Below are 21,508 nucleotides of genomic sequence, written 5' to 3' on the forward strand. Positions count from 1 at the left end.
GCCCGGCGCCGGCGGCGAGACGTCGGCGCGCGAGGACCTCAGATCGGCGGCCAGGGGATGGCGGGCCAGTCCTTGGACGGAAGGGGGTGCAGGCCGGTGTCGAGGAGCCTGCGGACCCGCGACCAGGTGGCCTCCACCTCGTGGAGGGTGAGGAGCTCGCGAAGGCGGCGGCCGAGGCGGCCCTGCTCCAGGTCGGCCTCGAGGCGGGTCAGGACGTTCATGGCCTCGCGGGACAGGGGCTTGCCGCGCCACTGCCAGAGCACGGTGCGGAGCTTGTCCTCGGCGGAGAAGGAGACCCCGTGGTCGACGCCGTAGACGTGGCCGTCGGCGAGCGGCAGCAGGTGGCCGCCCTTGCGGTCGGCGTTGTTGACGACGGCGTCGAAGACGGCCATCCGCCGCAGCGAGGGCTGGCGGCTGCGGATCAGCACCATCAGGTCGGTGTCGGGGTCGGTGTCGATCCAGAGCTGGCACATTCCGGGGCCGAAGGGACCGTCGCGGTAAACGGTGGGCGGCACGATCCGCCAGCCGATCGCCGCGGAGACCTCGTAGGCGGCGACCTCGCGGGCGGCCAGGGTGCCGTCGGGAAAGTCCCAGAGGGGGCGTTCGCCCCGTACCGGCTTGTACACGCAGGCCGCCGCGAGCCCGCCGAGCCGGACCGAGCAGTAGAGCGTCATGTTGGTCGCCTCGACCAGGCGGCCCGCCACATCCAGTTGGCCGTCACGGAGCAGACGCGTCGCGGTCTCGTCGTCCAGCCCCGCGGCCGGCGCCGCGCTCAGCGCCGGCTCGCTCTCAGCACTCATTCGCCTCCTCCAGCAGATGAAGCGCTACTACCCCGGTAACCGTTGAGCCGCACACAAATATGCCCCTCGGCGTCGAGAGGCTGGGCGCAGAGCGGGCAGGGCGGGCGGCCGGCGGCGACGAGTGCCATGGCCCGCTTGGTGAAGGCCCTGGCGGCGCCGGGACTGATGTGGACGCGCAGCACCGTGGGCTCGACGAGCGGGGACGGCTCGAACTCCTCGTCCTCGGCGACGGCCTCCTTGGCCTCGATCACCACCTGAGCGGCTTCGGAGTCCCAGGCCAGGGCCATGACGCCGACGCGGAAGTCCTCGCTGATCGGCACGTCGAGGGGGGCGTTGTCCGTCAGCGCGGCCGGGGCGACGGCCGGAACGGAGACACTGCCCTCACCGCGTCGTAACACCTCGTCGAGCAGCTCGTCGAGGCGATCGGCCAGTGCCGCGACCTGGAACTTCTCCAGCGCCACGGTGGTCAGTCTGCCCTGGCCCCGCGCCTGCAGGAAGAAGGTTCGTGATCCCGGTTGCCCCACGGCACCGGCCACGAACCTCTCGGGTGGATCGTAGTCGAAGACCGGCATAGCCCGACCTTACGTGGTTCCGGATCCGCCGCCGACTGCGGCATCGCTCCCGGTGGGATTTTCTCCCCCTTCCTCGCCGTCCGAACCCTCCCGAAGGCGCAATCCGGCCACATCTCCGCCCAGGTCGTTGAGCCTGAGCACGAAGGGACGCAAGGGGGTGTAGCGAATGGCGGTGAGCGAGGCGGGATCGGCGGTTATCCGCTGGAACTGGTCCAGATGAAGCCCCATGGCGTCGGCCACGATGGCCTTGATCACATCTCCGTGGCTGCAGACGAGGTAGACCGCCTTCGGGCCGAGGCGCTCGTTCCACTCCCTGACGGCCGTCACGGCGCGGTGCTGGACGGCGGCCAGGGACTCTCCCCCGGGAAACGTCACCGCGCTCGGGTGCGCCTGGACGACCGGCCAGAGGGGGTCCTTGACGAGCTCGGCGATCGGGCGGCCCGTCCAGTCGCCGTAGCGGCACTCGCCGAAGCGCTCGTCGGTCAGCACCTCCGCCTCCCGCCCCTCGGCGACCGCCTGCGCGGTCTCCTGGCAGCGCTCCAGCGGGCTGGAGACGATCGCGTCGAGTTCCAGGGTGGTCAGACGCGCGGCGAGCGCCTCCGCCTGGGCCCGTCCCGCGTCGCTGAGGTGAACATCCGGGGTCCAGCCCGCGAGGACCGGACCGGTGAGGTGGGTAAGGCCGTGTCTGGCCAGCAACAAGGTCGTCACGCGGGCAAGTCTTGCAGCCTTCGCTCCACTACTTTTAAGTGGCCGGGCGGTAACCTGGCCGGATCATGGAGCAGCGCTATGTGGGCCGGAGCGGCTTGTCGGTGTCCCGCCTGGGACTCGGGACGATGACGTGGGGACGTGACACCGGCGCCGAGGAGGCCGCGGCGCAGCTCCGCACGTTCGCCGAGGCCGGCGGCACGCTCATCGACACCGCCGACGTCTACACGGGCGGCGACGCCGAACGGCTGCTCGGGCGGCTGCTGCGCGACTCCGTCCCGCGCTCGGAGCTGGTGCTCTCCACCAAGGCCGTGCTCACCCCCGCCGGGCGCAGGCCCCGCGACGCCTCCAGGAAGCACCTGGTCGCCGCGATCGACGCCTCCCTGACCCGCCTGGGCGTCAACGAGGTCGACCTGTGGCAGCTGCACGCCTTCGATCCCGACGTCCCGCTGGAGGAGACCCTGGCCGCCGTGGACGCCATCGTGTCCTCGGGGCGGGCCGCGTACGCCGGGGTGTGCGACTACGCGGGCTGGCAGCTGGCGACCGCCGCCGTGGGGCAGCGGGCGGTCCCCGGCAGGGTGCCGATCGTCGCGGCCCAGGTCGAGTACTCGCTCCTGGCCAGGGAGGCCGAGCGCGAGCTGATCCCCGCCGCCGAGCACGTCGGCGCGGGGGTGCTCGCCTGGTCGCCGCTCGGGCGCGGAGTGCTCACCGGGAAGTACCGCACGGGCATCCCCGCGGACTCCCGGGCCGCGACCCCGCACTTCGCCGACTTCGTCACCCCCTACCTCGACGAGCGGTGCCGCCGGGTCGTGGAGTCGGTGACGACCGCCGCCGAGGGGCTCGGCGTCTCACCCCTGTCGGTGGCCCTGTCATGGGTACGCGACCAGCCGGGGGTGTCCTCCGCCATCGTCGGCGCCCGCACCCACGCGCAGCTGTCCGGAGTGCTCCAGGCCGAGGACCTGACGCTGCCCGTGGAGATCAGGGAGGCGCTCGACGACGTGTCCGCGGACTGAGGAACGGGCGAAAGCACAAGGGAACGGCGGGGCGGAGACACGGGGACCAGGGGACGGAGGCGCGGCGTGGGCGGAGGCTCCGGCACGGACGGCCTTCCCCGAGAACCGAACGAGAATTCGTCTCGCGTATCACTAGTCGATACCGAATGGCAACTTTCCGTGGAAAAAGCGGGCCTCCCTACAAAACTGTCAAACAGGTGGCGGGGGCACCCGGATGTCGGCGAGATGCCATGGCCGATGTCCGACCCGGGGTGAAGGAGACGAGTGCGAACTGCGATGGCGGCAGGCGTTCTGGCGCTGGCGCTGGGGGGCGGAATCCCGGCGATCGCGATCGTGCCCGTGAGCGCCGCCCGGGCGAGCGCCGTCACGCTGATGGACGACTGCGACCACGGAGGACTGCTGGGCACCGTGACCGGTGGGGTCTGCCGCGTCGTGGACGACGTCGTGCACGGTCTCGGGAACGGCGTCTCCCCGTCCTCCCCCGCGCCCCCGCGCTCCGGCGAACGCGCCGAGAACACCGAGACCGCCGAGACGTCCACCGACGTCCAGGAGACGCCCGCCGAGGCGGAGACACCGGCACCGGCCGCCTCGGCCTCCAAGCACCCGTCGGGGAAGAGGCCACCCGCCACGCACGGGAACGGGAGGGGGAAGTCCTCCGACGACCCGCAGACACCCCGGCCCGCGGGCTCCACCGATGCCTGCGGGTCCGCGGCGACCTCCTCCGCGTGCGCGGACTCGTCGGTGGCCCCCCTCGTCGAGGAGCCGGAGATGACCGAGGAGACGGCCCGGCCCGAGGCGTCGCCGTCGCCTACCCCCAGCCCGTCGGCGACCCCCTCGGCGAGCCCCTCGCGGCGCGAGGACGTCGCCCCCGCGCGCAAGAGCCCGGTTCCGGTGCCGACCGACCGGCTGCCGCCTCTGGAGACGTCGCCCCCGGACACCGGGATGCTCACGACCGACGTGGGCGAGCCGGCGTCCTCCCCCAGTCCGTCGCCCGTGGTCGACGCCGAGGCGCCCAGGGTGGAGTTGCTGTGGCCCGCCCCGGTGATGCAGGAGCTCCAGCGGCAGATGCCGAGCGAGCGGCCGGTGACGCCCAGCCGGTCATCCGACACCGCGAGCACCGTGCTCAGCACGGTGGTGCTCGTCTCGGCCATTCTCGCGGTCCGCCTGCTGTACAGCAGGCGGACGGTCAGGGAGTCGATACCATTCGATCCGGCGCCACCGGGACATCACCGGGTGGCCTAGCCGCCACGCCCCGCACTCCTCGGCTCACGCCGTCACCCCGCGAAGACATGTCCCACGACTCGGCTTGTGCCGTCACCCCGCGAAGGCACGTCCCACGAGTGGGCTCACGCCGTCACCCCGCGAAGGCACGTCCGCCTCACGAAGACACGTCCCATGACGTCGCCGCTTCGCGGTGGGGCCACGACTCCTCGCCGCCCCGGTGACGACACCACCCCGGCCGCTCACGTGCCCGCCGGGGCGGGACCCGCTCAGCCTCCGATGGCGTGGACGCCGCCGTCGACGTGGACGATCTCACCGGTCGTGGCGGGGAACCAGTCGGACAGCAGGGCGACGCACGCCTTGGCCGCCGGGATCGGGTCGTTGATGTCCCAGCCGATCGGGGCCTTGGCGGGCCAGCTCTCCTCGAACTCGACGAAGCCGGGGATGCTCCTGGCGGCCATGGTCCTGATCGGGCCCGCGGCGACCAGGTTGACCCGGATGCCCTGCTTGCCGAGGTCGCGGGCCAGGTAACGGGAGCAGGACTCCAGGCCGGCCTTGGCCACGCCCATCCAGTCGTACACCGGCCAGGCCTTCGTGGCGTCGAAGTCGAGGCCGACGATCGCGCCGCCCTCCTTCATGAGCGGGAGCGCCGCCACCGCGAGCGACTTGAACGAGTACGTGGAGACCTGGACGGCGGTCGCCACGTCCTCCCAGGAGGTGTTCAGGAAGTTGCCGCCCAGGGCGGTCTGCGGCGCGAAGCCGATGGCGTGCACCACCCCGTCCAGGCCGCCGAGGTGCTCGCCGACCCGGTCGGCCAGGGAGTCGAGGTGCTCGGTGTTGGTGACGTCGAGCTCCAGCACGGGCGGCGGCTCCGGCAGGCGCTTGGCGATGCGCTCGACCAGGCTGAGCCGGCCGAACCCGGTGAGCACGATCTGCGCGCCCTCCTCCTGGGCCAGCTTGGCCACCGAGAAGGCGATGGAGGCGTCGGTGAGCACCCCGGTGACGAGAAGCCGCTTGCCTTCGAGAATTCCCACGTCAGTGCCCCATTCCAAGGCCGCCGTCAACGGGGATGACAGCCCCGGTGATGTAGGCGGCGTCCTCGCCGGCCAGGAACCTGACCACGCGCGCGATCTCCTCCGGGGCGGCGTAGCGGCCCAGGGGGATGTTCTTCCGGATCTGCTCCTGGTACGCCTGGTCCAACTCGGCCGTCATGTCGGTCTCCACGAAGCCGGGGGCGACCACGTTGACGGTGATGTTGCGCGAGCCCAGCTCCCTGGCGGCCGACCGGGCGAAGCCGATCATCCCGGCCTTGGAGGCGGCGTAGTTGCTCTGCCCCGCGGAGCCGAGCATGGCGACCACCGAGGAGATCAGCACGATGCGCCCGCGCTTGAGCCGCAGCATGCCGCGGGTGGCGCGCTTGGCGACCCGGTAGGCGCCGGTCAGGTTGGCGTCGATGACGTCGGTGAAGGTCTCCTCCTTCATCATCGGCAGCAGCGTGTCCTTGGCGATGCCGGCGTTGGCGACGAGCACCTCGACCGGGCCGTACTCGGCCTCGACCTTCGCGAAGGCGGCGTCCACGTCGGCCGTGCTGGTCACGTCGCAGCGCACGCCGAACAGCCCCTCCGGGGGCTGTCCGGAACGGTAGGTCACGGCGACGTTGTCGCCTGCCTGAGCGAGTTCGCGGGCGATCGCGAGGCCGATGCCGCGATTGCCGCCGGTTACGAGAACAGATCGAGCCATGGTCAGACGGTATCGGCTACCCGGGGGTAACCCCCTTGTCCGGGAAGGACAAGATCGCACGGCTAGGATCGTTGACATGCGCCAGATCGACTCCGACTTCCTCGCCCTGCCTCTGCGCCGGCTGGCGGACGCGGCCCTGCAGCGCGCCCGGGACCTGGGCGCCGAGCACGCCGACTTCCGGCTGGAGCGCATCCGCGGGGAGACCCTGCGCCTCTCCGACGCCGCGCTGGAAGGTTCCATCGACGCCGACACCCTCGGTTACGCCGTACGGGTCGTCAAGAACGGCACCTGGGGCTTCGCCGGAGGCATCGAGCTCACCCCCGAGGCGGCCGTCAGGGTCGCCGAGCAGGCGGTGGAGGTGGCGGTCGTCTCCGCGGCGGTCAACCGCGAGCCCGTCGAGCTGGCGCCCGAGGCGGTCCACTCCGACGTCACCTGGATCTCCTCCTACGAGATCGACCCGTTCGAGGTGCCGATGCGCGACAAGGCGGCGCTGCTCGCCGACTGGTCGGGCGCCCTGCTGAGAGACCCCGGGGTGGACCACGTCCAGGCGTCGCTGATGCAGGTCAAGGAGCAGAAGTTCTACGCCGACACGGCCGGGACCTCCACCACGCAGCAGCGGGTGCGCGTCCATCCCCAGCTGAAGGCGACGAGGGTGCTGGACGGCCGCTTCGACTCGATGCGGACGCTCGCCCCGCCCGTCGGCCGGGGGTACGAATACCTCACCGGCACCGGCTGGGACTTCCCCAAGGAGCTGGCGCGCATCCCCGAGTTGCTGGAGGAGAAGCTCAGGGCACCCTCCGTCGAGGCGGGGCCGTACGACCTGGTGATCGACCCGTCGAACCTGTGGCTGACGATCCACGAGTCGATCGGGCACGCCACCGAACTCGACCGCGCCCTCGGCTACGAGGCGGCGTACGCCGGGACGAGCTTCGCCACCTTCGACCAGCTCGGCAAGCTGGTGTACGGCTCGCAGACGATGAACGTGACCGGTGACCGCACCGTCGAGCACGGCCTGTCCACGATCGGCTACGACGACGAGGGGGTGGCGACCAGGGAGTTCGACATCGTCTCCGACGGCGTCCTGGTCGGCTACCAGCTCGACCGGCGGATGGCGCTGCTGAAGGGCCTGGGCGCCTCCAACGGCTGCGCCTTCGCCGACTCCCCCGGCCACACCCCGATCCAGCGGATGGCCAACGTTTCGCTGCGGCCGGCGGCCGACGGTCCCACCACCGAGGAGCTGATCTCCGGCGTCGACCGGGGCATCTACGTGGTGGGGGACAAGAGCTGGTCGATCGACATGCAACGTTACAATTTCCAGTTCACCGGCGAGCGGTTCTACTCGATCGAGAACGGCAGGCTCACCGGGCAGCTGCGCGACGTCGCCTACCAGGCCACGACGACCGACTTCTGGCGCTCGATGGCGGCGGTCGGCGGGCCGCAGACGTACGTGCTGGGCGGGGCGTTCAACTGCGGCAAGGGGCAGCCCGGCCAGGTCGCCCCGGTCAGCCACGGCTGCCCGTCGGCGCTCTTCCGCGGCGTGCGCGTCCTCAACACCGTCCAGGAGAGTGGCAGTTGAGCACGCGGGGCGAGCGGGTGGAAGAAGGCGCCGGCCGGCCGGTCCGGCAGGAGAGGAGCGGGATGACCCCCCAGGAGATGATCGAGAGGGTTCTTGAGCTCTCCACGGCCGATGACAACGTCGTGATCGTGGACGAGGGGTCGAGCGCCAACCTGCGCTTCGCGGGCAACACCCTCACCACCAACGGCGTGTCCCGTTCCTCGCAGCTGACCGTGATCTCCATCGTGGGCCGCGGTGTGGGCGTGGTGTCGCGGGCGGCGGTCCGCCCCGACCAGCTCGACGACGTCGTGGCCGCCGCCGACCACGCCGCGGAGGACGCGCGGCCGTCCGAGGACGCCCGGCCGCTGCTGGAGGGCACCCGCTCCGACGACTGGGACGCCCCCGCCGAGCTGACCTCGATCGGGGTGTTCGGCGCCTTCGCCCCCGCCCTGGGCGAGGCCTTCGCCACGGCCGAGGCGGGCGGGCGCAGACTGTACGGGTTCGCCGAGCACACCGTCACCACGACCTTCGTGGGCACCTCGACCGGCGCCCGGCTGCGGCACACCCAGCCCACCGGCCGCCTGGAGCTCAACGCCAAGTCCCCCGACATGCGGCGTTCGGCGTGGACCGGCGTGTCCACCCGCGACTTCTCGGACGTCGACGTGGCGGCCCTGGACGCCTCGCTGGCCCAGCGCCTGGAGTGGGCGAAGAACCGCGTCGATCTGCCCGCGGGCCGGTACGAGACGTTGCTGCCGCCGACGGCCGTGGCCGACCTGATGATCTATCTGTACTGGACGACCGGAGCGCGCGACGCCCTGGAGGGGCGCACGGTCTTCTCCAGGCCCGGTGGCGGCACCCGCGTCGGCGACGTCCTCTCCGAGTCGCCGATCCGCCTGTACGGCGACCCCTCGGCGCCGGGTATCGAGTGCCCGCCCTTCGTGGTGGCGCACGCCTCGAGCCGGGAGAACTCGGTGTTCGACAACGGGCTGCCGCTCGAGGCCACCGACTGGATCTCCGGCGGCAGGCTGACCAACCTGCTGCAGACCCGGCACTCGGCCGAGCTGACCGGCCTGCCGGTGACCCCTGCCGTCGACAACCTGATCATGCGAGGGCCCGAGGGCGGGCGGTCGCTGGAGGAGATGATCGCCTCCACCGAGCGCGGCCTGCTGCTCACCTGCCTGTGGTACATCCGCGAGGTCGATCCGCAGACGCTGCTGCTGACCGGCCTGACCCGCGACGGCGTCTATCTGGTGGAGAACGGCGAGGTCGTGGGCGAGGTGAACAACTTCCGCTTCAACGAGAGCCCGGTGGACCTGCTCCGGCGCCTCACCGAGATCGGCGCCTCGGAGCAGACCCTGCCGCGCGAGTGGAGCGACTATTTCAACCGCGCGATCATGCCCCCGATCCGGGTGCCCGATTTCAACATGTCGACGGTCAGCCAGGCCAGTTGAGTCTCCCCCGCCAGGGGCCCCTCGTCCGGCATCGGCCGATCAGCGCTGGACGAGGGGGATGGTGTGCACCGTGTCCCAGCGCTGGCCCGCCACCACGCGGGCGGTGGCGTCGGTGAGGTCGTAGACGACCGACCAGCGAGTGTGCGTCTGGGCCACCCTCCGGAGCAGGCCCATCGCGTCGCGCCAGTCCTCGGTGGCGGGCAGTCCCTCGGCGAGCGTGCGGTAGCGGGGGTCGGCCCGGCGCTGGGCGGCGGAGGTGCCGGTCATGCCGAAGTTGGTGAGCATGCGGTCGTCGATGACGTTGAGCCTGCCCCCGGCGTACTCCACGACGGCCGACCTGCCCGCCGCGTCGGCGATGAGGTAGTGGACCTGCGGCCCGATCGTGAAATCGACGTCGTAACGGCGCATGATCGCCACCGCCTCGTCCACGGTCGCCGCCTTGTCGAGCATCATCCTGATGACGCGCACGCTGCCGATGTCGGGGCGGTCGGGAGAGCGGTCGGGCAGCCCGCCCTCGGGTGAGGTGGCCATGCCGATCGCCAGGCCCTTCTCGTTGACCCCGTCGAAGGGGGCGAGCACCGCGTGGGCCATCCTGCGGCGGGCGGAGGCGGCGGACAGGTCCGGCGGGGCGGAGCCTCCGATCAGGTGGAACAGGTCGACGACGGAGACCGAGGCGTAGCCGTCGGGCGGGTCGGCGTGCACGATCAGCGCCGGGTTGGGGTCCCAGTCGAAGTTGCGGCCGAACAGCGGCCGGCCGCCGCCGAGGGCGAACAGGGAGCAGGCCCAGCCGTCGGCGCGTCCCGCCAGTTCCTCCTCCCCGAGGGGCGCCTCGCGGTCGTAGGAGCCGTGGAAGGTCATCTCGTACAGCGGCAGGTCGTCGATCCTGCGGAGGCTGCCTATCGTCCGCGCGACGTCGGTGGCGCTCTGGCGCAGCAGTGGTTCCTCCTCCGTCCCGGCTCCCGGCCCGGCGTCGGCGGTGGCGGGCGAGGTCTGTGGCGCGGCGGGCGCGGCGGCCGGCGCGCCGCCGGGGGTGGCGCAGCCGGTCGGGAGGATCACCACCGCGGCCAGCGCGGCACGTGCCATCGCCCTCGCGGGCGCGCCGCGAAGCCTTCCCGCCCTCGCGGCCCGGGTCTCCTCCATCCCCGCAGTCTGCGTCACCGGGCGCCCGCCGTACAGGCTCAGTCGTCCTCCAGGCGGAACCCGATCTTCATGCCGACCTGGAAGTGGCCGATCTCCCCCTCCTCGATGTGCCCCCTGATCTCGGTCACCTCGAACCAGTCGAGGTGGCGCAGGGTCCGGGAAGCGCGGCGGATCCCGTTGCGGACGGCGGCCTCGATGCTCTCCCCCGAAGTGCCGACTATCTCGGTCACCCGGTACGTTCGATCTGTCATCCCCTGCTTCTTCCCGGAAAGCCACGATTACATGACCGTTCGCACCCAGCCGATATGAGGCCTAGATTGGGAATCGTGAAGGGATGGCGCAAGCGTCCAGTGGTTCATCAGGTGACGGATGCCCAGCCCTCGCTCAGCGCCGACATCGGCAAGCGCGAGAAGAGCTACTTCATCAAGATGGGGATCCGGCTGATCTGCCTGGTCCTCGCCTTCACGGTGCCCGCCCCGATGCCCGTCCGGCTGCTACTCTTCGCCGGCGCGATCTTTTTACCATACGTTGCCGTGATCGGTGCCAACGCGCCGCCGCGCGGGGTTCCGCGTGCCCCTGACGTGGAAGATTTCGGACAAAACGAGATTCCGCGCCACCGACGCGAGATCGGGTCGTGACTAAGTCTTGACGCACCCCAAGGGTAGTAGGTGTACGCTTTAGCCAAGTGCCCTGGTCCCCCGTCGGGGCACTGTTGCCGGCGTTCCGGGCCCCCGTCGGAACGCCGATGAAGCGACGCCGGGTGGTTTGCCCCCGTAACCACCCGGCGTCGCCCTTTTCTCAGACTTTAACGACAAAGCGCCTTTTCTTCGGCACTATTTGTCGCCCAGTGTCTCGGTCGTCGCCTGCTCCCAGTTGCGCGCCAGCGTGGTCAGCCTCTCCACGACATCCGGTGGCGCCGTGCCCGCCCCCTGGGCCAGCCCGAGCAGATAGGCCGTCAGCGGCGCGGCCGGCCGGGCCACCCCGTGCGCGACCTCCTTGGTCAGGTCCAGCACCTCGTCGCGGTCCATCACCGCGGGATCGATACCCAGCTCCCGGCAGACCAGCGCGGTCCACTCCGTCAGCACGTTCAACTCTCGCTCCTTGTCCGCGGTCGCGTTCGTCCCGCGCCGTCGCCGCTCTCGCGACGCTCGCCGGAATCCGCGCCTCCGCCGTCGGGGCCCGGCTCCACCGTCCGGGCCCGCTGTAGATCGTCCATGGTGTCGCAATCGAACCACGGCTGCCCGGTGAGATGAAGGGTGACCGGGGCGAGCGGTGCCAGCAGCCCGTGCAGCGACCGTCCCTCGTAGCGGGCGAGCGCCCGCGCCAGGCTCCGCGTGTGCCACACCCCGGCGAGCCACTGCTCGCGCCCGCCGTCGTCGAGGAGCACCGCCCCCGCCCCGGGCCCGCCCGGCGTCGTCCCCGCCCCCGGGGCGTACGGCGCCGTCCCCTCCTGCGCCGTGCCGGGCCCGTCCCCCGCCCCGGCGGCGTCCAGCAGCGCGTCCACGTGCTCGGCGGTCAGGAACGGGAGATCGGCGGCGAGCAGCGCGACCCACGGCGCGGTCACCTCGGCCAGACCCGCCCGCAGCGCCGGGACCGGGCCGCCGCCGGGCGGGTCCTCACGCCGGAAGATCGCGCGCGGCAGCCCGGGGCGGGGCGGCCCGACGACGATCAGTCGCGCCGCGCCCGGCACCGCGGCGGCCACCGACTCGACCAGCGGGCGGCCGGAGACGTGCAGGCCGGGCTTGTCGCGCCCCCCGAGCCTTCGCGCGAGACCGCCCGCCAGGATGCAGGCGTCGTGGCGGGCGGTCATCGGGCACCTCCGGGTGAGGACGTCAACCGCCGATGGCGGACATCGGGCGGGACGGCTGCAGGAAGGTCGGGTCGTCGATGCCGTGCCCGGCCTTCTTGATCCGGACCGCGGACCGCCAGCGCTCGGCGATCTCGTCGTCATCGGCGCCCGCGCGCATCGCGGCCCTCAGGTCGGACTCGTCGGTGGCGAACAGGCAGTTGCGGATCTGGCCGTCGGCGGTGAGCCGTACCCGGTCGCACGCGCCGCAGAACGGGCGGGTGACCGAGCCGATCACCCCCACCCTGGCCGGACCGCCCTCGACAAGGAACAGCTCGGCCGGGGCGCTGCCGCGCTCCGCCGAGTCGGCGTCGGTCAGGTCGACGTCCGCCTTGAGCGTGGCGAGGATCTCGTCAGCCGTGATCATGTTCTCCCTGCGCCAGCCGTGCTGGGCGTCCAGCGGCATCTGCTCGATGAACCGGAGCTCGTAGCCCCGCTCCAGGCAGTAGCGGAGCAGCGGCACGGCCTCGTGGTCGTTGATCCCGCGCATCAGCACCGCGTTGACCTTGACGGGGCGCAGCCCGGCGGCGTCGGCCGCCTCCAGCCCTTCGAGGACGTCGGTCAGGCGGTCGCGGTGGGCGAGCCTTTTGAAGGTCTCGCGGTCGAGGGTGTCGAGGGAGACGTTGACCCGGTGCAGACCGGCGGCGGCCAGGGAGGCGGCCATCCGGCTCAGTCCGATCCCGTTGGTGGTCAGCGAGACCTGCGGGGCGGGGCCGAGCGCGGTGGTGCGGGTCACGATGTCGACCAGCTCGCGGCGGAGCAGGGGTTCGCCGCCGGTGTAGCGGACCTCGGTGATACCGAGCCGCTCCACCCCGATGGTGACCAGCCGGACGATCTCGTCGGCGGTCAGCAGCTCGGGCTTCGGCAGCCATTCGAGGCCCTCGGGCGGCATGCAGTAGGAGCAACGCAGGTTGCAGCGATCCGTGAGGGACACCCGCAGATCAGTCGCCACGCGACCGAACGAATCCTGCAACACGGGACGCCACCTCTCAGTTGGTCACCTGTTGGAACAGGGGCCCAGCCTACGGCCAGCCCCCCGTCCGGCCCTAAACAGGCCTCCCTGTTTCAACATCACCACGAGATGGTTGATTCCTGGCGTACTGACTTCGTACGCCCCACCCCGGTCGTCGGAACCGGCGCGTCGCGACCCCCGGCCCCTGACGCCGGCCGGTCGCCGCAGGTGGGCCACGACCTTGACCGGGCCGGCCCGCGCCACCGCGACCACCGGATGCCCCCTGATACGCGCGGGGCACGACGGGCGGCCATGCCTTACGGTCCTCGATAAAATGGGTGGGATCTAATGCGGAACGTGGGCAAACTGGATCTCGCAACGAAGGAGATCATGATGCCGAACCAGCCCGCACCGAACCTGGTGTCGTGGGCCAGCGAGATCGACGAGGGTACGATCATGCAGGCCGCGCGCGCCGCCCGCCTGCCATTCGTCTCCGGACACGTCGCCCTCATGCCCGACGCGCACATCGGCATCGGCGCGACGGTCGGATCGGTGATCCCTACCGAAGGGGCGATCATCCCGGCCGCCGTCGGCGTCGACATCGGCTGCGGCATGGTCGCGACCGAGACGACGCTCACCGCCGCCGACCTCCCGGACACCCTCGCCGCCCTGATGCCGCTGGTGGAGAAGCGGATTCCGGCCGGCGTCGGCAAGGGCCACGACGACCCGTCCATGGACCGCGCGCTCGACGACCTCGGCCGCCCGCACACCGACCTGACCCCCCAGCAGGAGAGGAAGGTGTCCCTGCAGTTCGGCACCCTCGGCTCCGGCAACCACTTCGTCGAGGTCTGCCTCGACGAGCGTGACCGGGTCTGGACGGTGCTGCACTCGGGCTCGCGCGGCATCGGCAACCTGCTCGCGACCAAGCACATCGTCGACGCCAAGAAGATGATGAAGAAGCAGACGATCGGCCTGGAGGACCCGGACCTGGCCTACCTGGTGCAGAACACGCCGGAGTTCACCGCGTACATCGAGGACATGCTGTGGTCGCAGGCCTACGCCATGGCCTCGCGCGCCCGGATGGACAAGGTGCTGAGCAACGCCCTGTTCCGGATCGTCGGCAAGGGCGGGCGGCTCCGGACGATCAACTGCCACCACAACTTCACGCAGCAGGAGACGCACGACGGCAAGGACCTGTGGATCACCCGCAAGGGAGCCATCAAGGCCGACACGGGCGACGAGGGCGTGATCCCCGGCTCGATGGGGACGCGCTCGTACATCGTGCGCGGGCTCGGTAACCCGATGTCGTACAACTCCTGCTCCCACGGGGCGGGCCGCAGGATGTCGCGCTCCCGGGCGAAGCGGGAGCTGACCGCCGCGTCCCTCACCGAGGCGATGCGCGGCCGCACCTGGAACGCGGACCGCGCCGCCGCCCTGGTGGACGAGCACCCGCAGGCGTACAAGCCGATCGACCAGGTGATGGCGGACCAGAAGGACCTGGTCGCGATCCAGCACACGCTGCGTCAGGTGTTCAACTACAAGGGCTGACCCCGCCGCCCCCGCCGCCGGTCACCGGCGGCGGGGCGCGCACGCCCGGCCCGGCTGGGAGGACCGGCGGCTCTCGACCGCGGTATGGGCGACGCCGCTGCCCGGCCGGATCGTCATCCGTCCCGGGGTACGCGCCGCCGGCCCGATTCCAGGTGATGGCGCAGGTGCTCAGCGGGAGGACCCGGCCGGTTCGTCCCAATCGAGGTGGTGCTCGTAGATCCACTGGTTGGGGTCGTTGCCGGTGCGGGCCATGTGCTTCATGGCGAGAGTCATGATGAGGTCGCGCGGGATGCGGGCGATGGGGCCGAGCGTTTTCCAGCCGTCGGTGCGCCTGCCCTGCGCCACGACGCGTTCGACCCGGTCGCGGCGCAGCCGTTCGTACGCGGCGAAGGCGGAGGCGATGTCCGGGCCGTCGCGCAGGCATTTGGCCAGCACCACGGCGTCCTCGATGGCCATGGCCGCGCCCTGGCCGACGGACGGGACGGTGGCGTGCGCCGCGTCACCGATAATGATCATGCGGTCGCGGTGCCATCTCGGCACGGAGGGGACGTCGTAGGTGACCCAACCGGTGGAGATCCGATCCGTCGCCTCGATGAGGGCCACGGCCGGGCCGTGGTCACGCCGGAACACGTCGACGAGCTCGGCCCGCCACTGGTGTTCGCCGATCGACGCCAGTTCGGCGGGGGTGGGCTCGGTGGCCCGCATCAGGTTCGCCGCCCACCACACCTCACCGTCCGGGTGCACGGCGCAGGCGAAGAACGCGCGCCTGCCGAAGATCGCGTTCATCGTGCCCGGCCGGCCGCCGGCCGAGACGCCCCGTGCGTAGCCGCCCACGTTGACCAGCCCGCCGTAGCGCGCGCCGGGCGCGCCCGGGTCGATGATCTCGCGCACGCGCGAGCGCAGCCCGTCGGCGCCGATCAGCAGGTCCCCCTCGGCGGTGCCGCCATCGGCGAACGTCGCCAGAACGCCCCCACCGGCGCTCTGGGCGTGGGCCAGCCGCTTGCCGTACTCGATGCGCACCCCACGCCGGGCGACCTGTTCACGGAGTGCGCGGTAGAGCTCGGCTCGCTTGACGGTGCGGCTGACCGTGCCGTCCGGCAGGACCGGCCCGTGCGGCAGCTCGCCGATCCGCCTGCCGGAACCGCTGGTGAGCGTGATGCGCGACGTTTCGAAGCCGAGCCGGCTGACGTCGAAATCGAGCGCGCGCAGGGCGCCCAAGGCGTTCACCGCCAGTGTGAGGAACGCGCCCACGTTGTCGGCCGGGCGGTCGTAGGCCTCGTAGACCACCGCCTCGATCCCCGCCCTGTGCAGGGCGAGCGCGCTCGACATCCCCGAGATGCCGCCGCCGGCGACCATTGCTGTATATGCCATATACAGAGTCTATGGCATATACTTGTGGTGACCGCAAGCCACCGATCGAACGTCGAGGGAAAACGATGAACGGCAAGCTGCCGCCCGGGCTCCGGATCCTCTGGGACCGGCTGGACAGGCCGGAACCGCGGCCCAAACCGGGCTTGAGCCTGTCTCGCATCGTGCAGACGGCGGTGGAGGCGGCCGACGCCGAGGGCCTCGACGCCGTGTCAATGGCCAAGATCGCCGAGCGCCTCGGCTTCACGCCGATGTCGCTGTACCGCCACATCAAGAGCAAGAACGAGCTGCTGTTGATGATGCTGGACGCGGTCGCGACGGTGCCGGCCGAGCTCGACGAGCCCTGCGACGGCTGGCGGATCGCTCTTGAGCGCTGGTGCCGGGCCCAGTGGGAGATGCTGCGAGCCCATACCTGGATCGTGCATCTACCCGTCACTGGGCCGCCGATCACACCCAACCAGCTCGCGTGGACCGACCGCGCCCTGGCCGCACTGGGCGGCACCGGGCTCACCGAGGCCGACAAGGTCGGCGTCGTGCTGCTGATCGCCAACTACATGCACGCCACCGCGCGCCTGACGGCCGACCTGGGCCAGGCCGCCCAGGGAGAGTCGATCGCCGCCTACAACGCACTGCTCGGCGGCCTGGTGGACGCGCGGCGCCTCCCGGCCCTGCGCGCGGCGATCGACGCGGGCGCCTACGACTATCCGCAGGACACCCCCCAGGAGGACCGGCGGCTGGATTACACGTTCGGCCTGGCCCGAATCCTGGACGGCGTCGACGCCCTGATCCACACCCGCACATCGGCCCCCTAAGGCCTGTCTGACAATTCAGAGTGGCGGAGCCAGAGCATGACGGATGCCAGGGTGACGCCTGCGAGGTAGCGGCTGGTGAGCGCGGGTGATGGTCGAGTCGATGCTGACGGTCAACTCGACCGTGCCGAGGGAGTCGTCTTTGACCTGCAGGTCTTTCAGGATGCGTCAGTGACGGCCGAACTCGTCGGGGAAAGGATTCACCGGTTAGTGATCAGCCATTCCTGTGGTTCCCGGTGACGGAACTGATAGCCGGCCCCAGCCACTCGCAGCAGGCCCACCGCGCACACCCATCGGCAAAACGCGGCGAATCGCCACGGCAACCGGCCCCACATCGCCGCGAGCGCCACATCGAACAAGACTTCTGTCAGCTTATGTAGCTGACTATCCGGAATCCGCTGGTACGGCAGCCGCCATTCATTGGTTGAGCTGGGAATATGCGGTGGCCAACCGGGCTCGTTGATGGAGCCAGCGAGCTCGGGCTTGGTGTCGGCGTCGCCAGGTCGACCAGTGGGCGGCGGGCGGGAGCGACCGGGTAGTCGTGGTGGCGGCGTTGAACAGGCGTTTGATCTCGGCGACGGTCAGGGGAATCATCCCGGGGTCGGCAGGTGGTGGCTGATCGGAGGTGATCGCCCGTGGCGCCTGGGTGTCGGTCCGACGCCGGGCGGCTGCGGCGGCAACGGCGCAGATCGCCAGGGCCGCCGTGACCAGCACGGTGTGCCGCAAGACCGCCTCAAATGAGCGGCTACTCTTGTTGTGCTGGAATTCCGTCACAAGATCGCATCGATCAGATGCGTATCATCCCAGCTCGCGCAGCAAATGCGGCTGTGGTAGTGGAGATGGCTTCCATATGGTCATGCCGCATCACCTCTTCTCCTCCAGGCGAACGACAGACCTATTTGGTTGAGGAATCAACAGCGCGATGAACATCATCGCGCACGAGGCCCAGTAAACGGGGGCGTACCAGGGCGGCTCTTCTGGCCCGACCAGGGTAGCGCCGTATTGCCCCAGGTCGAAAGGCGTGTTCACCGAGGTGAAGATAAGCACCAGGAGGTACGGTAGGGCCAGCGCGATTGTCGGGGCAGGTTGACCGCGCACAAGCGCCAGACCAAACGTGATCACCGCGAGGGCGACGGAATACGCGTACAGCGTGTCCGCGACAGTCTCCATGTTGGCCGCCGTTATCTGGACACCTGCCCACAACGGATCCGATTCGTCCCTCCCCACACCGATCAGCATCCCGTGCTCGATGGCCAGCCACCCCAGCCCGACCAGCAGCGGCCCCGCCCAGATGGCATAGCCGTCGCGTCCGTCCTTCGGGAGGATGCACAACCCCGCGACGTACAGGCAGAAGGCGACCAGTGCCAGCACGGGCCGGACGACGCCCATCCACTCGGCTTCGTGGCCGCTCCAGCCGTATCCGTGCGGATCCACGATCTGCCAGAGCCCCAACAGGTACGGCGGAGCCATTGCGATCGCCAGGATCCGTCCCGGAGGTGAACCCCGCCGAACGAGCAACGGCATGGCCACCGCCGGGCCGAACACCAGGAGTAAGAACCATCCCTCGCTGCGGATGATGTAGTTGACGGTGACCCGGGTGTCCCACGGGAACGAGATGACCTGCAGCACAAAGAGGATCAGGCCGACGGCGACCGACAGGCCGAGCAGTCCGGCGGCCAGACCCCTCGATCTCGGTAACACCATTGGCCCTGCATACCAGCTTTCGCTCACCCGAGATAGGCCGCCGGCACCACCGGGTCCTCCCATATCTACGGGGATTTGTACTGGAGATCAGTCTGAGGCGGGCACCGCCCACTGATCAGCCTGGCGACGACACCAAGCACGCGCCCGCTGGTTCCACTGCCGCGCCCGCCTGACCACGGCATAAACCCAGCTCAGCTGACGAATGGCGGCTGCCGTACTAGGCACCTCACACCAAGCCGGGCTTACCGTTCCGTTCCTACTGGACCCCCCATTTCTACCGTTCGGGCTGATCCCCATCGCTGCCGACGATGATGCTGCTGCGCTCAACGCCAATCGATCTCGGCTGACCAACTATGGTGTATTGGGTAGCCTGCGAAGATATTCCGATCACTTCGTCAAAATCACCCCTGATTATGGCTTTCCGCTGCTCGTACAGCCTTTCGAGCGCGGCATGGAGTTCTGTTCGGTCCCCGTAGCCCTGTCGAGCTGCTACCAGGCGAGCATGATCCTCCAGTACTCGCCATGCGCTCTTGCAGCGATCATTGGCGACAGCCCTGGACTCGCTCTGCAGGAAGCCTGCTGCCGCGACAAGACCTGCGGCGACCAACGCAAGGAACGCCGCAGGAATACGGCCTTCTACGGATGCAAGGCCCGTCGCACCGGATATACCTGCCAGCACGGCAGCAGGAAGTCCCAACATGATGTAGGTGGCGTTCCAGATCCGCGTCCGCCTGAGCGCCCTACCGGAATACCAGTTCGCTTCACTCGCAACACGAGAGACCTCTTGGCGCAGGTGCCTAACCTGCACATCATCAGGCGTATCCGAATAGGAGATGAAGTCCGGATTGAAGGTGGGACGGCGATCGGAACGACTCACATATTAATGATGTCATCCTTCCAACTCCATGTAGAGGGAAGTTTGGGAACGCCAGCCGTGATCAAATCGTCCCAGGTCAAGCCGGCGCGATGAGCGAAATCTTGTTGGACGACCGCCGAACCGGATAGATCAGTCCAGCCGCGCAGGCGGCTCGGCGACCTCGAAGCTGATCGAATTGAGCATGTTCAGGTCCCGCTTCACCATCGCCGGCAGCTCGTACACCCTGACGAAGGAGTTCGCCAGGGTGTACGAGTAGCTCGTCGCGCGCCCGCTGCCACTCCCCGGCGGAAACGATCTTCGGTTTCTCCGTCCGCCGACCGTGTCCCGCGAGACCGACGAAATCCCGCCGATCCCGATCGAGGCCGCCGGCGCCGGCGAGACTATGGTGGCCGGCGGGCGTCAAAGGCGGTAGTCCCAGTCGAGCAGGCCCGCGCGCAGGTCGCCGGCGAGGCCGCGGACATGGTCGAGCTCGGCCTTGAGCACGGCCCGCTGGTACTCGGACTCCACCAGGAAGACGCGGGGCAGGAATCTCCCGCTCTCGGTCAGGTCGGTGTCCAGCTCCGCCAGCCGCGCCTCCAGGGAGACCAGTCGCTCCTCAAGAGCGGCACGGACCTCGTCGGGCGGCAGTACGAGCATGAAGGCGAGCGCGGCGGGGAACTCCGGGAACTCGCGGGCCCGCGCGGAAAGCATCGTCCGCATCCACTGCCGCAGGGTCTCGCGGCCCGCGCCGGTGAGCTCGTAGACGGTCCTTTCCGGGCGGTTCTCCTCGCGTGAGGTCTCGCGGACCGCGATGAGCCCGTCACGGAGCAGCCGATCGATGGTCTGGTACACGCTGTTGCGCTGCGCGACGTTGACCACGTCGTCCTTGTGCCGCTCCTTGATCAGCCGCTGCATCTGGTACGCGTGCATCGGCGCCTCACCGACCAGGGAGAGCAACGCCATGGCCAGGGGAGATCGCCTCGTAGACATGGCGAACATCGTAGGCCTCGCCCCAAAATAGTTATTCTATGTATAGTCATGTTATGACTAAAAAAGCGTTGATCATCGGCGGGGGCATCGCGGGCCCGGTGACGGCCATGGCCCTGCGGCGCGCAGGCACGGACTGCGAGGTTTTCGAGGCGTACGACCACGGCTCGGAAGGGGTGGGCGTCTTCCTCACGCTCGCGGTCAACGGGATCGAGGCCCTGCGCCTCCTCGACCTGCACCATCTCGTCCGCGACCTGGGCATGGACTCCTCGCGGATGCTCATGCTCAACGGCCGGGGCAGGCCGCTCGCCTCCACCCGGCAGCCCAGCCGGACACTGAAGCGCGCCGACCTCTACCTGGCGCTGCGCGACGAGGCCGTACGGCGCGGCGTGCGGATCCACTACGGCAAGCGCCTCACCGACGCCACGATCACCGCGGACGGGGTACGGGCGGTCTTCGCCGACGGCAGCACGGCGGAGGGGGATCTGCTGGTCGGCGCCGACGGGCTCCGCTCGCGTACGCGCACCGTCATCGACCCTGGCGCGCCTCGCGCCCGGCACGTCGGGCTGCTGAACACGGGCGGTTTCGCGGACGGTGTCGAAGTGCCGGGTGAGCCGGGAACGAACCACTTCATCTTCGGGAAGCGGGCCTTCTTCGGCTATCTGGTCCATCCGGACGGGCAGGTGTGGTGGTTCGCCAACCCGCCGAGCCCCAGGGAGCCGACCCCGGAGGAGCTCGCGGCGGTCACCCCGGAGCAGTGGCGCGCCACGCTGATGGAGCTGTTCAGGGGCGACACCGGGCCGATGCTCGACATCATCGGCGCGACCGGCGACATTCCGGCCGGGTGGAACACCTATGACCTCCCGAGCGTGCCGAAGTGGTTCAACGAGCGCATGGTGATCCTGGGCGACGCCGCGCACGCGGCCTCGCCCTCATCGGGCCAGGGGGCGTCGATGGCGATCGAGGACGCGGTGGTGCTGGCCAGGTGCCTGCGCGACCTGCCCGGCACCCTCGACGCGTTCGCCGCCTTCGAGAGGCTGCGGCGAGACCGGGTGGAGCGGATCGTGGCGCACGGCAGGCGCAACGGAAGCGGCAAGGCCCCCGGGGCCGTCGGCGCCCTCCTCCGCGACCTCATGCTGCCCGCGATCATGCGGCAGATGGACAGGAGGAACGCGCTGGCCTGGATACACGACTACCGGATTTCCTGGGACGAACCGGTGTCCGCGGCATCTCGCTGAAAC

At 70.0% G+C, this 21,508-nt stretch carries 22 protein-coding genes; 8 read left to right on the forward strand and 14 right to left on the reverse strand.

Annotation, left to right across the window (positions count from 1 at the left end):
• Window positions 1-38 precede the first annotated feature (38 nt).
• Genes ACSDR0_RS07885 through ACSDR0_RS07895 form a run of 3 tightly spaced genes read right to left on the reverse strand, consistent with a single transcriptional unit; the run spans window position 39 to window position 2,080 of the window.
• Entirely contained in the window at window positions 39-800 is a 762-nt protein-coding gene (locus tag ACSDR0_RS07885) for an SCO1664 family protein (protein ID WP_435288079.1), read from the reverse strand.
• Window positions 797-1,372: a DUF3090 domain-containing protein gene (locus ACSDR0_RS07890; RefSeq protein WP_435288080.1), complete on the reverse strand. Its 576-nt coding sequence runs from the start codon at window positions 1,370-1,372 to the stop codon at window positions 797-799. Before ACSDR0_RS07890 ends, ACSDR0_RS07885 begins: the two co-directional genes overlap by 4 nt.
• A gap of 9 nt (window positions 1,373-1,381) precedes the next feature.
• On the reverse strand, window positions 1,382-2,080 hold the full coding sequence (locus ACSDR0_RS07895; protein ID WP_435288081.1) for a histidine phosphatase family protein: 699 nt from the start codon (window positions 2,078-2,080) through the stop codon (window positions 1,382-1,384).
• Window positions 2,081-2,145: 65 nt separating this feature from the next.
• Between ACSDR0_RS07895 and ACSDR0_RS07900 the strand changes: the two genes are divergently transcribed.
• Both ACSDR0_RS07900 and ACSDR0_RS07905 read left to right on the forward strand, forming a co-directional pair.
• On the forward strand, window positions 2,146-3,090 hold the full coding sequence (locus ACSDR0_RS07900) for an aldo/keto reductase (RefSeq protein WP_362685995.1): 945 nt from the start codon (window positions 2,146-2,148) through the stop codon (window positions 3,088-3,090).
• A 264-nt stretch (window positions 3,091-3,354) separates the two neighbouring features.
• Entirely contained in the window at window positions 3,355-4,332 is a 978-nt protein-coding gene (locus tag ACSDR0_RS07905; protein WP_435288082.1) for a hypothetical protein, read from the forward strand.
• 248 nt (window positions 4,333-4,580) lie between these two features.
• On the opposite strand, the gene fabI is transcribed toward ACSDR0_RS07905, so the two are convergent.
• On the reverse strand, window positions 4,581-5,345 hold the full coding sequence (gene fabI, locus ACSDR0_RS07910) for an enoyl-ACP reductase FabI (protein ID WP_329079237.1): 765 nt from the start codon (window positions 5,343-5,345) through the stop codon (window positions 4,581-4,583).
• Window position 5,346: 1 nt separating this feature from the next.
• Entirely contained in the window at window positions 5,347-6,051 is a 705-nt protein-coding gene (locus ACSDR0_RS07915) for a beta-ketoacyl-ACP reductase (RefSeq protein ID WP_435288083.1), read from the reverse strand.
• Between the two features lie 76 nt (window positions 6,052-6,127).
• Here ACSDR0_RS07915 and ACSDR0_RS07920 point away from each other — a divergent pair, with 76 nt between their 5' ends.
• Window positions 6,128-7,627, forward strand: a complete 1,500-nt coding sequence (locus ACSDR0_RS07920; RefSeq protein WP_435288084.1) for a TldD/PmbA family protein — start codon at window positions 6,128-6,130, stop codon at window positions 7,625-7,627.
• Window positions 7,628-7,689: 62 nt separating this feature from the next.
• Window positions 7,690-9,057: a metallopeptidase TldD-related protein gene (locus tag ACSDR0_RS07925; protein WP_435288085.1), complete on the forward strand. Its 1,368-nt coding sequence runs from the start codon at window positions 7,690-7,692 to the stop codon at window positions 9,055-9,057.
• A gap of 39 nt (window positions 9,058-9,096) precedes the next feature.
• Here the strand turns inward: ACSDR0_RS07925 and ACSDR0_RS07930 are convergent, their stop codons facing one another.
• Both ACSDR0_RS07930 and ACSDR0_RS07935 read right to left on the reverse strand, forming a co-directional pair.
• On the reverse strand, window positions 9,097-10,197 hold the full coding sequence (locus tag ACSDR0_RS07930) for a carcinine hydrolase/isopenicillin-N N-acyltransferase family protein (RefSeq protein WP_435288086.1): 1,101 nt from the start codon (window positions 10,195-10,197) through the stop codon (window positions 9,097-9,099).
• Window positions 10,198-10,235: 38 nt separating this feature from the next.
• Window positions 10,236-10,448 (reverse strand): dodecin, encoded by a 213-nt coding sequence (locus ACSDR0_RS07935; protein WP_362685977.1) that lies wholly within the window; start codon window positions 10,446-10,448, stop codon window positions 10,236-10,238.
• A gap of 75 nt (window positions 10,449-10,523) precedes the next feature.
• Between ACSDR0_RS07935 and ACSDR0_RS07940 the strand changes: the two genes are divergently transcribed.
• Window positions 10,524-10,835 carry a DUF3099 domain-containing protein gene (locus ACSDR0_RS07940; RefSeq protein WP_435288087.1) on the forward strand — a complete coding sequence of 104 codons (312 nt, stop codon included), beginning with the start codon at window positions 10,524-10,526 and terminating at the stop codon, window positions 10,833-10,835.
• Between the two features lie 195 nt (window positions 10,836-11,030).
• Here ACSDR0_RS07940 and ACSDR0_RS07945 read toward each other — a convergent pair whose 3' ends face one another.
• Genes ACSDR0_RS07945 through moaA form a run of 3 tightly spaced genes read right to left on the reverse strand, consistent with a single transcriptional unit; the run spans window position 11,031 to window position 13,019 of the window.
• Window positions 11,031-11,282, reverse strand: a complete 252-nt coding sequence (locus ACSDR0_RS07945; RefSeq protein WP_435288140.1) for a DUF6457 domain-containing protein — start codon at window positions 11,280-11,282, stop codon at window positions 11,031-11,033.
• Between the two features lie 2 nt (window positions 11,283-11,284).
• A complete protein-coding gene (mobA, locus tag ACSDR0_RS07950; RefSeq protein ID WP_435288088.1) occupies window positions 11,285-12,007 on the reverse strand; it encodes a molybdenum cofactor guanylyltransferase in 723 nt (240 codons plus the stop codon).
• A gap of 22 nt (window positions 12,008-12,029) precedes the next feature.
• On the reverse strand, window positions 12,030-13,019 hold the full coding sequence (moaA, locus tag ACSDR0_RS07955; RefSeq protein ID WP_435288089.1) for a GTP 3',8-cyclase MoaA: 990 nt from the start codon (window positions 13,017-13,019) through the stop codon (window positions 12,030-12,032).
• Window positions 13,020-13,352: 333 nt separating this feature from the next.
• Between moaA and ACSDR0_RS07960 the strand changes: the two genes are divergently transcribed.
• Window positions 13,353-14,543 (forward strand): RtcB family protein, encoded by a 1,191-nt coding sequence (locus ACSDR0_RS07960; protein WP_435288090.1) that lies wholly within the window; start codon window positions 13,353-13,355, stop codon window positions 14,541-14,543.
• Between the two features lie 168 nt (window positions 14,544-14,711).
• Here the strand turns inward: ACSDR0_RS07960 and ACSDR0_RS07965 are convergent, their stop codons facing one another.
• On the reverse strand, window positions 14,712-15,914 hold the full coding sequence (locus tag ACSDR0_RS07965) for an FAD-dependent oxidoreductase (RefSeq protein WP_435288091.1): 1,203 nt from the start codon (window positions 15,912-15,914) through the stop codon (window positions 14,712-14,714).
• A 65-nt stretch (window positions 15,915-15,979) separates the two neighbouring features.
• Here ACSDR0_RS07965 and ACSDR0_RS07970 point away from each other — a divergent pair, with 65 nt between their 5' ends.
• Complete coding sequence (locus ACSDR0_RS07970) at window positions 15,980-16,723, forward strand: TetR/AcrR family transcriptional regulator (RefSeq protein WP_435288092.1); 744 nt, start codon at window positions 15,980-15,982, stop codon at window positions 16,721-16,723.
• An 861-nt stretch (window positions 16,724-17,584) separates the two neighbouring features.
• Here ACSDR0_RS07970 and ACSDR0_RS07975 read toward each other — a convergent pair.
• From ACSDR0_RS07975 to ACSDR0_RS07985, 3 genes are all read right to left on the reverse strand, one after another.
• The gene (locus ACSDR0_RS07975; protein WP_435288093.1) at window positions 17,585-18,424 is read right to left on the reverse strand and encodes a hypothetical protein; all 840 of its coding nucleotides are present in this window, start codon (window positions 18,422-18,424) and stop codon (window positions 17,585-17,587) included.
• A gap of 274 nt (window positions 18,425-18,698) precedes the next feature.
• Window positions 18,699-19,301, reverse strand: a complete 603-nt coding sequence (locus ACSDR0_RS07980) for a hypothetical protein (protein ID WP_435288094.1) — start codon at window positions 19,299-19,301, stop codon at window positions 18,699-18,701.
• 399 nt (window positions 19,302-19,700) lie between these two features.
• Complete coding sequence (locus ACSDR0_RS07985; protein ID WP_435288095.1) at window positions 19,701-20,270, reverse strand: helix-turn-helix transcriptional regulator; 570 nt, start codon at window positions 20,268-20,270, stop codon at window positions 19,701-19,703.
• Between the two features lie 53 nt (window positions 20,271-20,323).
• Here ACSDR0_RS07985 and ACSDR0_RS07990 point away from each other — a divergent pair, with 53 nt between their 5' ends.
• Window positions 20,324-21,505, forward strand: a complete 1,182-nt coding sequence (locus ACSDR0_RS07990; RefSeq protein WP_435288096.1) for an FAD-dependent oxidoreductase — start codon at window positions 20,324-20,326, stop codon at window positions 21,503-21,505.
• Window positions 21,506-21,508: the final 3 nt, after the last annotated feature.

The organism is Streptosporangium sp. G11 (assembly GCF_051192615.1).
Taxonomy (GTDB): Bacteria; Actinomycetota; Actinomycetes; order Streptosporangiales; family Streptosporangiaceae; genus Streptosporangium.